Below are 13,738 nucleotides of genomic sequence, written 5' to 3'. Positions count from 1 at the left end.
AGGTTTTAGATTCCCAACCAATTTTGAATTAATTTCTTACCATTTGTAGTCAGTACAGATTCTGGATGGAATTGCATCCCCCTAACATCGTATTCAGTATGGGTTAAGGCCATAATAATGCCATTCTCATCAACTGCTGTTACCTTAAGGCATGTCGGTAATGTATTTTTACTTACGGCCCAAGAGTGGTAGCGTCCAATTTTCGAATCTTTTGGGAAGTCTTGGAATAGCTTTTCCGATTCATCAGTAACGGTGATATTTGTTGCCACGCCATGTAAGGGTTTCTCCATATTGAACAGTGTGCCTCCAAATATCTCCGCAATAGCCTGTTGGCCTAAGCAAATACCCAATATACTTTTGTGCGGGGCATAGGTGCGGATGACATCAAGCAGTAGCCCTGCTTCTTCCGGAATACCAGGACCGGGGGAAAGAAGTATCTTATCGAAAGCATCAATATCTTCCAGTTTAAACTTATCATTTCTCCATACAACATACTCTTGATCTAACTCCTGTAATAAATGGACTAAGTTGTACGTGAATGAATCGTAGTTATCTATAACGACTATTTTATTGTTGCTCATAACCTTTTGCTATAAAATCTTGATGAATGTAATGTTCAATTTCTTGGAATATGGATTGAATAAATTCAGTAGGCAAATTAAATTTTTTTGCTAGTACCCCATAATGATTGTTTAAATTCCGAATTGGTGGCTGTTCTTCTGCTTGCTCATCGTCTAGCGATTTGCCTTTGTCAATATAGGATTTTCGCAGGGCCAATAGCTCCACAATGCGGTTATCAATGGTATCTATTGACGTGCGGATATGATGCTTATCGACGCAGTATTCCAATGGTCTGATCATAATGTTTCTGCTAGTTGTAGTGCTTTTCGCAATGCAGCGATTTTGTTATTTACTTCTTGAAGTTCCATTTCAGGATCTGAATCGAGAACAATACCACCGCCTGCTTGGTAATGTAAGGTGTTTTGTTTGCTTAGGAAGGAACGAATCATAATGGCGTGATTAAAGTCTCCGTTAAAACCCATAAATCCAATTGCACCGGAATAAAAAGAACGTTGCAATCCTTCATAGCGATCGATTAAGGTCAGCGCCATATGTTTTGGTGCCCCCGACAATGTTCCGGCGGGATATGTATCGCCTACAATGTCAAACGGATTGATGTTATCTTTCAATCTGCCCGTTACTTTGGAGACCAGATGGATAATATGGGAGTAATATTGCGGTTCCATGTAGGACTCAACTTTAACTTGTGTACAATGTCTACTTAAGTCATTGCGGGCAAGATCGACAAGCATAACGTGTTCAGAAGTTTCCTTTGGATCTTCTTTGAGTCTAGAGGCAATTTTCTGATCTTCCTCCATGTTGCCCGTACGTTTGAATGTTCCTGCAATGGGGAAGATGGTTGCCTGTTTTCCGTGAATGCGTAATTGCGCTTCTGGCGAGGATCCGAAAAGTTTAAAATCACCGTAATCGAAATAGAAAAGGTAAGGTGAGGGATTGATGGATCGCAATGCACGATAGACATTGAATTCATCACCAGAGAACGGTGTTTTAAACCCTCTGGATGGAACAATCTGAAAAACATCGCCACGTTGGATATGTTCTTTCATTTTCTTGACCAACTGACGGTGCTCTTCATCGGTACGATTGGAGCTTTCTTCACCGGCAAGTTTAAAGGAATATTCAGGAAAGTTTTTGTTCTGAATTAGAAATTGCATTCTTTCGAGTTCTGATTCTTCGTCATCCAGCAGGTGTTCAAAGATGTAGAGTTGGTTTCGGAAGTGGTCAATAGCAATAACATATTTGTAGATATGATATTGCATAAATGGTATTTTCCGCGCCGGATCTGGCGAAGTGGTCAGTTTGATATCTTCAAAGTGTTCGATACAATCGAAGGTGAAATATCCAAATAAGCCATTGGAAATGAGGTTAAGTTCGGCGATTGTATGGTCTTCGAAGGAGTTTCTAAAATCGGATACTTCCTGACGTAATTCGATTTCCTTCGCATTTTTTACGGTACGCTCGCTGTTGGGATAGGTAAGCGTTAGCTCTTTTTCATCGAGCTGGATCCCGGCAATTGGCTGGCAACAGATGTAGCTAATGTTATTGTCGCGGCTATGATAGTCGGAGCTTTCCAATAGCAATGAGTTTGGAAAGATATCTCTTAGACGAAGATAGATGCTCACTGGCGTAGTTGTATCCGCAAGCAACTTTCTGCTTTTTGTTTTGAATGTATACTTCATTTTTTGTGTCTTATCTTCTTGTTGTAAATTTATGCATAAAAAAACCCCGATACTGGTTAGCATCGGGGTTGGAATTTCCATAAATGGTTTTGGTTGATTATGAAATATTATAACAATACCAATTGATTCCCGATGCTTATTGCTCCAGGCCACCACCAATTTGTATTTGTATATCTTCGTGTCATTATTACACAAATTTATAAAAAAAAATAAATAAGCAAACTTTTTGTGACAAAAAAACAAAAATTCCCCTTATTTCTTAATCATTTAATAAATCAGGACGTCTTTCTTGTGTCCTTTTTAACTGTTGTTCATCCTTCCAGGCCGCAATTTTTGCTTCGTGACCACTAAGTAGAATAGCTGGTACTTTATGGCCTTTCCACTCTGCAGGGCGTGTATAGATTGGTGCGTCGAGCAATCCGTCCTGAAATGAATCGGAAAGAGCGGAAGTTTCGTCTGATAATACGCCAGGAATCAATCTGATAATAGCGTCTGTAACAATTGCGGCTGGAAGTTCTCCGCCAGATAGCACATAGTCACCGACTGAAATCTCTTTTGTTACATAAATATCACGGATACGTTGATCAATGCCCTTATAATGTCCACAAAGAATCATCATATTTCCTTTTGTAGATAGTCCGTTCGCAATATCCTGATTGAATGTTTCACCGTCTGGAGTCATATAGATGATCTCATCGTACACCCGCTCGGATTGCAATTGCTCAATACACTTTGCAAAAGGCTCGATTTGGAGAACCATACCGGATCCGCCGCCGTAGGGATAATCATCGACACTTTTGTGTTTATTGGTTGAATAGTCTCTTAAGTTGTGAACATGTATTTCAGCCAAACCTTTGTTTTTTGCTCGTTGCAAAATGGAGTGTGCAAATGGACTTTCCAGCAGGTCTGGTAAGACCGTAATAATATCAAAACGCATGGCGCAAAGATACACAAAAATGCACCATTGTCTATTTATAAGATTGATTCGCTTATCTTTGTGCCAAAATTAAGTGTATATACAGTGATTGACGTAAATAATATTTCTGTTTCCTTTGGGGGAACAACTCTTTTTTCAGATGTATCTTTCTCCATCAATGAGAATGACAAGATCGCATTGATGGGCAAAAATGGTGCTGGTAAGTCCACCTTGTTGAAAATTATTGCTGGAGTGGGTAAACCTACGACAGGTAATGTTGCTGGTCCGAAAGATGCCATTATAGCCTATTTACCACAACATTTGCTAACAGAGGATAACGTGACTGTTTTTGAGGAAACATCAAAGGCGTTCGAAGAAGTCTATGGTATGCGTGATGAGTTGGAAAACCTGAATGAGCAGTTGAATATTCGTACGGATTATGAATCTGATGATTATATGCAATTGATCGAACGTGTTTCCGAATTAAGTGAAAAGTTCTATTCGATTGAGGAAGTCAACTATGACGCGGAGGTCGAGAAGGTATTGAAGGGTCTTGGTTTTGAGCGCACGGATTTTACTAGACAAACATCTGAATTTTCTGGTGGCTGGCGTATGCGCATCGAGTTGGCTAAAATATTACTAAAAAAGCCAGATTTGATCTTATTGGATGAGCCTACGAATCACATGGATATTGAGAGTATTCAATGGCTTGAGGATTTCTTGTTAAATTCGGCGAAAGCCGTTATTGTGATCTCGCACGATAGAGCATTTGTTGATAATATTACGAATCGAACCATTGAGGTGACGATGGGACGAATTTATGACTATCGTGCCAAGTACAGTCATTATCTGGAATTACGTCAGGAGCGTCGTCAGCATCAGCTAAAAGCGTATGAAGAACAGCAACGTTTTATTGCAGACAACCAGGAGTTTATAGACCGTTTTAGGGGTACGTATTCAAAGACTTTGCAAGTACAGTCGCGGGTGAAAATGCTGGAAAAATTGGAGATTATTGAGATCGATGAGGTGGATACCTCGGCGTTGCGTCTTAAATTTCCGCCATCTCCACGCTCAGGCCAATATCCGGTTATTGTGGAAGATCTGACGAAAGCTTATGGCGATCATGTCGTCTTTCAAAAAGCAAATATGGTCATCGAACGTGGTGAAAAGGTCGCTTTTGTCGGAAAGAACGGTGAAGGTAAATCGACCATGATCAAAGCAATTATGGGGGAAATCGATTTCGAAGGTACGTTAAAAGTTGGGCACAATGCAAAAATTGGCTATTTCGCACAGAATCAGGCAGCCTTACTTGATGGTGAAATGACTGTTTTTGATACCATTGATCAAATTGCTGTGGGTGAAGTGCGTGTTAAAATGAAAGATCTTTTAGGAGCCTTCATGTTTAGCGGCGATGATACAACTAAAAAGGTGAAAGTATTATCTGGAGGGGAGAGAACGCGTCTGGCGATGATAAAATTATTGTTGGAACCGGTCAATGTCTTGATTCTCGATGAGCCGACCAACCATTTAGATATGAAGACCAAGGACATTATCAAAGATGCTTTAAAAGATTTTGATGGTACTTTGATCCTTGTTTCGCACGACCGTGACTTTTTGGATGGCTTAGCCGAGAAAGTTTTTGAATTTGGAAACAAGCGTGTGCGTGAGCATTTCGAGGATATCAAAGGTTTCTTGGAATACAAGAAAATGAGCAGCTTAAAAGATATCGAACGTTAGCCTCTAGATAAACGGCATATAAAACCGATAGGGAGTACAGTTTTAAAAAGCGGCTTTTATAAAAAGAGCCGCTTTTTTGCGTTTCAACTGAAGATCCAATGGAATCTTTAAGCATTTTCCTTTAATCCCAAAGTGTGTGAAAGATACCTTCCTGATCAATACGTTCATAGGTATGTGCACCAAAATAGTCTCGTTGTGCTTGTATCAGATTTGTAGGTAATTTCTCCGATCGGTAGGCATCAAAATAAGCGAGTGCGTTTACGTATCCGGATACGGGTATCCCGTTTGTGATAGCATCTTTCAATACCTCACGAACGCTGGCCTGCGTGCTCAGTAGCTTCTGGGCAATGGTGCTATCGAGTAGGATATTGCGCAAGCCTGGATTAGTCGCATAGGCTTTTCTAAAATCTTCTAGCAAAGACGCACGAATGATACAGCCGCCGCGCCAAATTTTGGTTACCACCTGTAAATCTAGCTCATAACTATAGCTTTCCGATGCAACAGTAAGCTGCGCCAAACCTTGCGCATAGGTCGTGATGATCACAAAATACACTGCATCTTTTAAGCGGGCAATAAGCGTTTGGGCGGGCAGATCAACAGGCTGTCCATCCCATTTAAATAGTTTTGCCGCCTCCACACGTTCGGGTTTGTATTTGGACATATCGCGCATATTGACCGCCGCATCGATCACCGGCACTGGCACCTGTAAATCCATTGCATTTTGCGAAGTCCATTTACCTGTTCCCTTCGATCTTGCCCAATCTGAAATCAGGTCTACCAAATACTGGTCACCCTCTTTTTTCTTCAGAATCTGAGCGGTAATTTCAAGCAAGAACGAGTTTAAATCGCCCTTATTCCATTCTTCGAAAGTCTGCTGTATGGTTTGGGTGTCAAAACCATATAATCTTTTCATCAGGTCATAGGTCTCTGCTATTAACTGCATGATACCATATTCGATACCGTTATGTACCATCTTTACATAATTTCCGGCCGACCCGTTGCCTAAAAATTCCACACAGGGTTCGTCGGCTACCTTGGCCGAAACCGCCTCGAATATTGGCCTTAGTCTTTCGTAGGCTTTTCTGTCGCCACCGGGCATCAAGCTTGGACCACGACGAGCGCCACTTTCTCCTCCCGAGATGCCCATTCCGAAGAAATGTATACCCATAACGGAAAGTTCATTAAATCTTCTGTCCGTATCTGCGAAGTACGTGTTTCCGCCGTCAATGATGATATCTCCTTTATCCAAAAGCGGAACAAGACTGGCAATCGCCATATCAACCGGCTTTCCGGCCGGCACCAACAGCATAATTGCTCTGGGTTGTTGCAAAGCTCCTATAAACTCTTCGACTTGAGTCGTCACTTTGATGCGATGTCCTTCACTTGCTTCAGCTTCCAATGACTTCGCTTTTTGTGAATCGAGATCTAACCCTGCTACCGCGAAACCGTTGTCGGCCATGTTCAGCAATAAATTACGTCCCATTACGCCCAGTCCAACTATTCCAAAATCGTAGTTATTCTTTTTATTTATACTCATCGTTTAATATCGTTTTTGTAAGTTGAAATTTACCATTTTTGTTGATACTATGAAAGACAATTATCATCAGATCGTTAAGAGGTACTATTCTCTCTTTAAATTACCCTGCTGGTTTTAAGTCTTTTGTTGTAAACCACCGGATAATCCGTATATTGAACTCTCCTAAACATCAATTTTATTTATGATTATTGGATTAGACATTGGTACATCATCTGCGAAAGCTGTTGCATTTGACTATGCGGGTAACATCTTGTCGCAGCATAGTATACCTTATCCCATCTTAAATCCGTCGGAAGGCTGGTATGAGCAAGATCCAGAGATTGTTTATGGCGCATGTATTGATTCTATTAGAGATGTCATGATTGGCCTAAAACAATCTATTGCTGAGATACCGAAACCCGTATGCATTGCGGTGAGCAGTGCTATGCACGGGCTGATTGCTGTTGACTCAGCTGGAAAGCCACTTAGCAATTGCATAATATGGGCAGATCGCAGAAGCGAGGATATTGCGGTAACCTTGGAGGCAAGTGAGACTGGTAGGCTGCTTTATCAACAAACGGGTACACCAATACATCCCATGTCGTTGCTTTGCAAATTAATGTGGATGAAGTCCAACGATCAAAAATTATTTGCTCAGTCGTATAAGTTTATTGGTATTAAAGAATTTCTTTTTTACAGGCTCTTTGGCGTCTATGTGGTCGATCATTCCATTGCATCTGCAACAGGGCTTTTCGACATACATGAACTAATATGGTCTGATCAGGCGTTAAGGTTGGCCGGTATATCGGAAGAGCAATTAGCATCTCCAGTTCCGGTCGATTATATTTTAAATGTGCCTAACCGAGAAATTGCGGCCTTGATGCACATCCCTGAAGATACCCCTTTTGTGATAGGTGGTAGTGATGGTTGTCTGGCTAATCTCGGTGTAGGAGCTATACGTCCTGGAGTGGCTTCGGTAACTATTGGTACGAGTGGAGCTATTCGCGTAGCGAGTTCGCAGGCAAATCGAGAAAAAAAGCAAAGGCTATTTACATACCTACTGAGACCAAATGAATATATAATCGGTGGCGCGGTCAACAATGGCGGAGTATTGCGCAATTGGTTTCGAGACAACTTTTTACGCGAATTTATTCAAATGGAAGCAGATGGAGATCCTTCCGCGTCGTTAGATGCTTTAATCAACTCCGTCGTTCCCGGGGCAGAGGGTTTGATATTTTTACCCTATCTCACTGGTGAACGCGCCCCACATTGGAATTCCAATGCAAAGGGCGTTTATTTTGGAATACAGTTGCATCATGGCAGAGCGCACTTTGCCCGTGCCATGATGGAAGGGATGTTATTTGCAATTTACAGTGTAGGAGTTGCATTAGAGGACAACACCGGTCCAATTCATACGATCTTCGCAAGCGGCGGATTAGCGCGTTCATCACTGTTGGTACAGATGCTTGCAGACATTTTCAATAAACCTGTATACACCAAAAATACGGTAGAAAGCTCTGCATGGGGCGCAGCATTGATCGGCTTGGAAGCCTTGGGTATACTGGGGGGTGATCATCCTACTATAAAAAAGAATCAAGCGGAAGCAGAGCAAGATACCGAGCACTATTATAAACCGCGTGAGGAGAATCACGCTGTATATATGAAAAACTTCCAGAAATTTGAACGCCTGTACCATGTATTGGAAGGCGAGTTTTAACTAGATATAAATTATTATGCCGCTAATCATCGTTATTTTGGGAGTAGCTTTATTACTTCTCTTAGTTACTGTCGTTAGGTTAAACACAATCTTTTCATTACTGATAACTTCTGTTGCGGTCGGTTTTGCTATGAATATGAGTGCCGTCGATATCCTTAAATCTGTTGAAACCGGAGTGAGCAGTACCATGGGCCAGTTGGCACTTTTGTTGGCTTTCGGGTCTTTACTCGGGAAGTTGATGGCGGAGGGTGGTGCTGCAGAAAAGATTACAACGGTACTAACGGCTGTATTTGGGCGAAAGAACTTACCGTGGGCAATGGTTCTCACGGGCTTTTTAGTAGGAATTCCCTTATTTTACAATGTCGGTTTTATTGTCTTGGTTCCGTTTGTTTTCATGGTATGTGCTTCCAATAAAATGCCCTTACTTTATGTGGCTATTCCGCTGCTCGCAGCGCTTTCCGTGACGCACGGTTATTTGCCACCACATCCGGGAGCTACAGCCATAGCGGTTACTTACAATGCGGATATAGGTTTAACAATGGCTTATGGCATTGTTGTAGCAATTCCTGCCATCATTATCGGTGGGCCACTCTTTGGCAGGATGCTTAAGCATATTCCGACCAACCCACCGACCGAGTTTTTTCCTGAAGACAATGAGGCAGATCGAAAAGAGCTTCCCGGATTTGCAATTAGTATATTCACGGGTCTTTTTCCAATAGTTTTAATTGCTTTAGGTTCATTTGCACATCTACTATTCCCAAAAGACTCCTCTTGGCTGGCGGCGCTACGTTTCGTGGGCGACCCGGTTGTTGCTTTAATGATTGCAGCTTTAGTGGCGATGTATACGATGGGTATTCGTCAAGGTAAAAGTTTGCGGGAGCAGTCAGCAAGTGTGGAAGAAGCAATCCGCGGGATCATGATGATCCTTTTTATTATTGCAGCATCAGGCGCCTTCAAGCAAATTTTGGTAGATAGTGGTGTAGCGAATTACATCGCTGACATAACTGCCGACCTTATCTTGTCGCCTCTTGTGCTTGCATGGTTAATAGCCGGTGTCATTCGTCTGGTTATCGGTTCAGCAAGTGTTGCTGGGCTAACGGCTGCGGGTATTATGCTTCCCATTGTACAGGCAGGAAATGTTACTCCTGAATTAATGGTGCTAGCGACGGGAGCGGGTAGTCTCATGTTCTCCCACGTCAATGATCCGGGGTTTTGGATGTTTAAATCTTATTTTGGCGTGAGCATGAAGGATACGTTTCGCTCATGGACTGTGATGGAAACGCTCGTGTCTGTTGTTGGATTGATCGGTGTCTTGGTTTTACATTGGCTTGGCCATTGACTTTTTTTCTTAAAATCGTAAAAATGAACCGAATTTTGCTGTGCTAAAATTATGCTGAAGTTACATCGATTTTCCGTCTTTTTTTTGGTGTTGTTGGGAACTTTCCTAACGGGACTAACATCCTTTGCACAATCTACTGCTTATACGGTAGACAATTTGCCCAATCCAAAAATAAAGGGGCAGGATTATTTTGTGTCCAATCCCGATGGGATTCTATCTTCGGGGGCGGTGTCTGAGTTAGATGGTTTGTCTAAGGAGATCGAGGCTACCACAAAAAGTGAATTTGCCATCGTTGTTGTGAATGATTATGTTGGCGACAGTGATTTCGAATTTGCGTTAAAATTATTCAATACCTGGGGTATCGGTAAGAAGGAAAGTAACAATGGGCTTTTGTTATTTATTGCAAAAGAGCGGCATGAATACCGCTTTATTACTGGATATGGTATGGAGAGCATCTTGCCAGATGCTTATCTTAAACGTATAGGAGAAAAGTATCTCGTACCCAACTTTCGAAATGAAGATTATGACCGCGGTGTTTTAGAAGCTTCGGGTTTTATAAAAACAATACTGACGGCCGCAGACAGCAGGGCTGAATTGGAGCGCTTAATGCCAGAAGCGATACCTGTTTGGAGCTTTAGAAGTCCTATCCTGCGCAACTCTTTTCTGGTCTTGGGCTTGTTTGCAATATGTTATATCTGGCTGGGTGAGGTGACCAGAGCGATAAAGGGGCAGCTGACCAAAAAAAGTAAATATTTTCCACCTTTGGTAAGCGGATGTGGCTGTATGGGAATACTCATGTTTATCAGTGTGTTTATCTGTGCCTTTGCCTTAAAAAATTTTGAGGTGGTTTATCAGTGGAAAAATTTACCCTATTTTATATTTGTATTTGGCAGCATTACTTTGGCGATGAAATATAATGCTAGTCGCACACAGATTGTTAACTCCTATCGCGATGAGGAGAATATTCAGTGGGCATTACGTAAATTTCGTGTTTGGGGGCTTGTACCATTATTGCTTAGTCCATTGGCCTTATTTGATCTTATTGGATTAAATAAACGGATTCGGAAAAATGAACTGCGGCTGGCCCCGCCTGATAATTCAGGACGTTGGTTACGGATGAATAAGGATGATGCATCTACCAGAGAAAGCGCATATCTGGATCCTGGCCAGCTTTTGGAAGAGAAAATTGGCAGTCGATCTTACGAGATTTGGATCAACCAGACAAGCAATGAAATCAAGCTGGTTCCTTGGGATGAAAATGCTGCCTTTGTCGATTGTCCTGCATGCCATTATAGAACCTTCGAAACGGGGCTTACCAAAACGATCCGCGCCGCAACATATAGTTCACAAGGGCTAGAAGAACGTTTTGACCTATGTAAGAATTGTGGACATCGTGTATCCCATGGGGAGCATTCAATTCCTGTCAAGGTGAGGTCTACATCGAGCAGTTCTGGCGGCGGATCTAGTAGTAGCAGTGGTGGCGGTAGTTTTGGAGGTGGATCTTCTGGCGGAGGTGGAGCAGGCGGACGATGGTAGTCCATAATTTAAGGACAAAAAAAAGGTTTTCAAACGGGGAGAATGAAAACCTTAAATAACCAATTATAAACCTAAATTATGATGACACAAATATAGTGTATTTATTACACTATGCAAATTTTTTTTAAAAAAAATAAAAAAGAGAGCTATAGCTCGTACACTATGATTTCTGTTTATAAATTAAAACCAAAATTTCAGCAGTTGTTGATGCCGATTTTGAACTATTTGCATCGAAAAAAGGTGACCGCAAATCAAATTACAATCGGGTCGATCGCACTGTCTATACTTATAGCGCTGCTGTTTTGGTATGCCGATCGTTTCCCAATTTTCTTTTTGGCATTGCCAGTCGGATTATTGTTACGGATGGCGTTGAATGCATTGGACGGTATGATGGCCCGTCTTTTCAATCAGACAAGTAAAACAGGTGAAGTTCTGAACGAGGTGGGCGATATTTTCTCCGATGTCCTGATCTTTTTCCCCTTGCTGAAATTTCATCCCGAGAGTTTATACTTGGTTGTATGCTTTATTATACTGAGCGTGATCAATGAATTCTGTGGTCTAATTGGAAAAGTGGTCGCCAATGACCGTCGTTATGATGGGCCCATGGGGAAAAGTGACCGCGCACTGCTGTTGGGGTTATATGGTATTTTGAACTTGTTGCAGATCTCAATAACGACTATTTCGGTCTATATTTTTGCTGTGCTGTGTTTGTTATTGGTCTTGAGTTCGATAACGCGATTGAGAAAGGCATTGGTAGTCCATGAGTGAGTTATCCAATCCGAAGGACAAGTTTGCTGATGTACCTGCCCGCGTAAGAAGCTGGGGCTATATCGTGCTTGTATTGGCGATAGCTTTCGTTTCCCAAACAACATCTTTGCTGTTTGTTTCCTGGCTGACATTTCAGGGCATGCGCGAATTTATGAAGATGTTTGTGCCACATTTTAATCTTGTATTGGTCTTTGCGGTTGTAACAGGCCTATTGCAGCTGATCCTGTTATTGTACTGTTCATACAGTGGCTACCTATTGTGGGCGACACTATTGTGCATCGGGATCGGGCTGTTTTTCCGGTTGGGACAGAAAACAGCGATGGGTGCTGCTATCGGAATGACAATTGGAGCGGCTGCTTGCTTACTTGCATTCAGCCACCTGGCTTTTATTCGGGCAGTAGAAATTCATCAGAATGAGTGGATGGGATTGCGGCTGGTGGCCTTTATCATCGTTTTAACGGAACTGAATGATGTATTCCAATACCTCATGGGCAAATTCTTTGGTAAACGAAAGATCGTTCCGCGCATCAGCCCAAATAAAACGGTTGCCGGATGTCTCGGTGGTATCGGACTGACGATAATTTTGAGTAATATCTTGGGCTATTTGTTATTACCATTTGGAGATTTTATTGGCTTTTCTTTGTTGGGTCTACTCTTGGGTGTTTTAGGATTTTTTGGTGATGTACTTTTTTCCTTTTTGAAACGTAGGACGGGAGTCAAGGATACGGGAACATTAATCCCCGGACATGGTGGATTGTTGGATAGGATAGATAGCCTGCTTTTTAATGCGCCTGTTTTCTATGGTTTGATTTGTTTGATAGAAATGATGAATTTGTAATGGTGAATAAAAAATTGGAATTATAGGTCTTGACTTTGTAAAAGGATACACATACATCTAATATATCGTAAAATGAAGTATCAACGGACAGTTTTATTTTCAGGTGGTGGTACTCGTTTTGGCTTGTACCTGGGAATGTATGCGGCGTTGGACGAACTAGGATTAAAGCCGGACTTACTGATAGCTACCTGCGGTGGATCATTGGCCGCTGCGATTATTCAGGCTTTTGCAAGGGATGCAGACCGGAAATCCTATCTCCAGTCCGAAGAGTTTTACCGCTTCTTCTGTGGACATCGGCTTACAGAGCAGCGTCATCTGGGCAAACTTGGTTTATATGTGTTAAAAAAGCAATGGGATAAACGATCTGCTCCTTATTTGGAAGATGTCTTTGATCGTTATCTGGTCAAAATGGAACATGATCTTTCCCCTTTATTACCGACTTTGAACCGCCCGTTTTCACAGGAAATACCCTCAATTATTATTGGTTCGAGAATGCTTTTTGACCGTTCGGAAGTTGGGGAGAGACGTGGCGAACGTAAGCTCTATCAGAAAGTCCTGATGGGGAATGCAACTGCCCTGTCGAACGTAAATCTGGATCGTATTCAACTTCAAGGTGAAAATTATGCACAAAGTGCTGTTGCTCCAACGACAGTGATCAATTCATCGGTAACATTGTTAGAGGCTGTTCGTATTTCGATGTCCGATATGTTTTATATTAAGCCAATAGAGCGGAATGGGGAATATTATGCCGGCGGAGCCATTGATCTGGTGCCTGTGGAGCTGGCGCAGTCTTTGGCGACGGAAGTGATCGGTGAACGGAAGCAGTTATATAAATTGCAGGAAGAAGGATTGGTCAGAGCTGTATTGGGCTTCAGTGGGAATCAACGCCTACGAGATATTAATCAGCAATTTCGGGATATCCGATGGATTGATACAAGGGATGCTGCGCAACAACTGGTAGGAAACTATTGCAGAAAAGGTATAGATTGGCGTAGATTTGAAATAACATTGTCACTGCCGACCAGTCTGGATGAATTTGCGGCTGCTATGGAAGCTCAGTGGAATTATGGATATAGCAAGACGATGAAACTGCAGCTGGGCTGAGACACG

At 42.1% G+C, this 13,738-nt stretch carries 12 protein-coding genes; 7 read left to right on the top strand and 5 right to left on the bottom strand.

What is annotated here, in order from left to right; all coding sequences use genetic code 11:
* Positions 1–5 precede the first annotated feature (5 nt).
* The 4 genes from B2107_RS03240 to trmD form a co-directional block, all read right to left on the bottom strand.
* Positions 6–581 (bottom strand): anthranilate synthase component II, encoded by a 576-nt coding sequence (locus B2107_RS03240; RefSeq protein WP_293953067.1) that lies wholly within the window; start codon positions 579–581, stop codon positions 6–8.
* Positions 568–861 (bottom strand): isochorismate pyruvate-lyase, encoded by a 294-nt coding sequence (locus B2107_RS03235; RefSeq protein WP_293882078.1) that lies wholly within the window; start codon positions 859–861, stop codon positions 568–570. The genes B2107_RS03240 and B2107_RS03235 overlap by 14 nt, the downstream gene beginning before the upstream one ends.
* Positions 858–2,261 (bottom strand): anthranilate synthase component I family protein, encoded by a 1,404-nt coding sequence (locus tag B2107_RS03230; RefSeq protein ID WP_293953066.1) that lies wholly within the window; start codon positions 2,259–2,261, stop codon positions 858–860. The genes B2107_RS03235 and B2107_RS03230 overlap by 4 nt, the downstream gene beginning before the upstream one ends.
* A gap of 259 nt (positions 2,262–2,520) precedes the next feature.
* Positions 2,521–3,198 carry a tRNA (guanosine(37)-N1)-methyltransferase TrmD gene (gene trmD, locus B2107_RS03225; RefSeq protein WP_293953064.1) on the bottom strand — a complete coding sequence of 226 codons (678 nt, stop codon included), beginning with the start codon at positions 3,196–3,198 and terminating at the stop codon, positions 2,521–2,523.
* Between the two features lie 84 nt (positions 3,199–3,282).
* On the opposite strand from trmD, the gene B2107_RS03220 reads away from it, so the two are divergent.
* Positions 3,283–4,914 carry an ABC-F family ATP-binding cassette domain-containing protein gene (locus B2107_RS03220; RefSeq protein ID WP_293953063.1) on the top strand — a complete coding sequence of 544 codons (1,632 nt, stop codon included), beginning with the start codon at positions 3,283–3,285 and terminating at the stop codon, positions 4,912–4,914.
* Positions 4,915–5,035: 121 nt separating this feature from the next.
* On the opposite strand, the gene gndA is transcribed toward B2107_RS03220, so the two are convergent.
* Positions 5,036–6,451, bottom strand: a complete 1,416-nt coding sequence (gene gndA / locus B2107_RS03215) for an NADP-dependent phosphogluconate dehydrogenase (protein ID WP_293953061.1) — start codon at positions 6,449–6,451, stop codon at positions 5,036–5,038.
* A 181-nt stretch (positions 6,452–6,632) separates the two neighbouring features.
* Between gndA and B2107_RS03210 the strand changes: the two genes are divergently transcribed.
* The 6 genes from B2107_RS03210 (at position 6,633) to B2107_RS03185 (ending at position 13,732) form a co-directional block, all read left to right on the top strand.
* The gene (locus B2107_RS03210; protein WP_293953059.1) at positions 6,633–8,147 is read left to right on the top strand and encodes a gluconokinase; all 1,515 of its coding nucleotides are present in this window, start codon (positions 6,633–6,635) and stop codon (positions 8,145–8,147) included.
* A gap of 16 nt (positions 8,148–8,163) precedes the next feature.
* A complete protein-coding gene (locus B2107_RS03205; protein ID WP_293953057.1) occupies positions 8,164–9,486 on the top strand; it encodes a gluconate:H+ symporter in 1,323 nt (440 codons plus the stop codon).
* A gap of 51 nt (positions 9,487–9,537) precedes the next feature.
* The gene (locus tag B2107_RS03200; protein WP_293953055.1) at positions 9,538–11,022 is read left to right on the top strand and encodes a TPM domain-containing protein; all 1,485 of its coding nucleotides are present in this window, start codon (positions 9,538–9,540) and stop codon (positions 11,020–11,022) included.
* 162 nt (positions 11,023–11,184) lie between these two features.
* Positions 11,185–11,790, top strand: a complete 606-nt coding sequence (locus B2107_RS03195; protein WP_293953053.1) for a CDP-alcohol phosphatidyltransferase family protein — start codon at positions 11,185–11,187, stop codon at positions 11,788–11,790.
* Positions 11,783–12,628, top strand: coding sequence for a phosphatidate cytidylyltransferase (locus tag B2107_RS03190; RefSeq protein ID WP_293953051.1), 846 nt, complete (start codon positions 11,783–11,785; stop codon positions 12,626–12,628). The genes B2107_RS03195 and B2107_RS03190 overlap by 8 nt, the downstream gene beginning before the upstream one ends.
* A gap of 72 nt (positions 12,629–12,700) precedes the next feature.
* The gene (locus tag B2107_RS03185) at positions 12,701–13,732 is read left to right on the top strand and encodes a patatin-like phospholipase family protein (RefSeq protein WP_293953049.1); all 1,032 of its coding nucleotides are present in this window, start codon (positions 12,701–12,703) and stop codon (positions 13,730–13,732) included.
* The last annotated feature ends 6 nt before the right edge of the window (positions 13,733–13,738 follow it).

Source organism: Sphingobacterium sp. UBA7855 (assembly GCA_002500745.1).
GTDB lineage: Bacteria > Bacteroidota > Bacteroidia > Sphingobacteriales > Sphingobacteriaceae > Sphingobacterium.
Note: the sequence above shows the minus strand (reverse complement) of the source record. Positions and strands in the feature narration are given on the sequence as shown.

Coding starts and splice junctions, on each gene's coding strand:
- B2107_RS03240 (WP_293953067.1), bottom strand. CDS start 581: ATGAGCAACAATAAAATAGTCGTTATAGATAACTACGATTCATTCACG.
- B2107_RS03235 (WP_293882078.1), bottom strand. CDS start 861: ATGATCAGACCATTGGAATACTGCGTCGATAAGCATCATATCCGCACG.
- B2107_RS03230 (WP_293953066.1), bottom strand. CDS start 2,261: ATGAAGTATACATTCAAAACAAAAAGCAGAAAGTTGCTTGCGGATACA.
- trmD (WP_293953064.1), bottom strand. CDS start 3,198: ATGCGTTTTGATATTATTACGGTCTTACCAGACCTGCTGGAAAGTCCA.
- gndA (WP_293953061.1), bottom strand. CDS start 6,451: ATGAGTATAAATAAAAAGAATAACTACGATTTTGGAATAGTTGGACTG.
- B2107_RS03210 (WP_293953059.1), top strand. CDS start 6,633: ATGATTATTGGATTAGACATTGGTACATCATCTGCGAAAGCTGTTGCA.
- B2107_RS03205 (WP_293953057.1), top strand. CDS start 8,164: ATGCCGCTAATCATCGTTATTTTGGGAGTAGCTTTATTACTTCTCTTA.
- B2107_RS03200 (WP_293953055.1), top strand. CDS start 9,538: ATGCTGAAGTTACATCGATTTTCCGTCTTTTTTTTGGTGTTGTTGGGA.
- B2107_RS03195 (WP_293953053.1), top strand. CDS start 11,185: ATGATTTCTGTTTATAAATTAAAACCAAAATTTCAGCAGTTGTTGATG.
- B2107_RS03190 (WP_293953051.1), top strand. CDS start 11,783: ATGAGTGAGTTATCCAATCCGAAGGACAAGTTTGCTGATGTACCTGCC.
- B2107_RS03185 (WP_293953049.1), top strand. CDS start 12,701: ATGAAGTATCAACGGACAGTTTTATTTTCAGGTGGTGGTACTCGTTTT.